The following is a 394-nucleotide window of genomic DNA, read 5'->3' as shown; positions in this document are numbered from 1 at the left end:
GAGTCATTCGCTCGCGCAGGCATTCCGGCAGGTGATTCGAACCGATCATCCGGCTTTCATCTTCCAGCACCCACAGGTGCAAATCCTGACGGGCATCGGTTTTTAGCATTTCGGCAGCCAGCAGGTTTTCAAAACTCGCCTGGCTAAGTTGTGGTTGTAAGGTGCGACCAAACGCCGAACCGCGATGACGCGCCAGCCCTTCCAGATCAACACCGTTTGGCTGTTGCTGCACTAACAGCGTTTTACCGCTGCCGGTACAACCGCCAATCAGCACTATCGGTTTTTGTGCCAGTTCAATGGTCGCCTGAATCGCGGTCTGGCGCAGTGCCTTATAACCGCCGTCTACCAGCGGATAATCAATCCCCGCTGCATGCAACCAGCTTTGCACAATATG

At 54.8% G+C, this 394-nt stretch carries 1 protein-coding gene; it reads right to left on the bottom strand.

Annotated elements, in window-relative coordinates; translation table 11 throughout:
- On the bottom strand, positions 1 to 394 hold a 394-nt coding region (locus C0Z19_RS27800), incomplete at both ends, for a tRNA 2-selenouridine(34) synthase MnmH (RefSeq protein WP_500472334.1).

The organism is Trinickia soli, assembly GCF_002879855.1.
GTDB classification, from domain to species: Bacteria; Pseudomonadota; Gammaproteobacteria; order Burkholderiales; family Burkholderiaceae; genus Trinickia; species Trinickia soli.
Note: the sequence above shows the minus strand (reverse complement) of the source record. Positions and strands in the feature narration are given on the sequence as shown.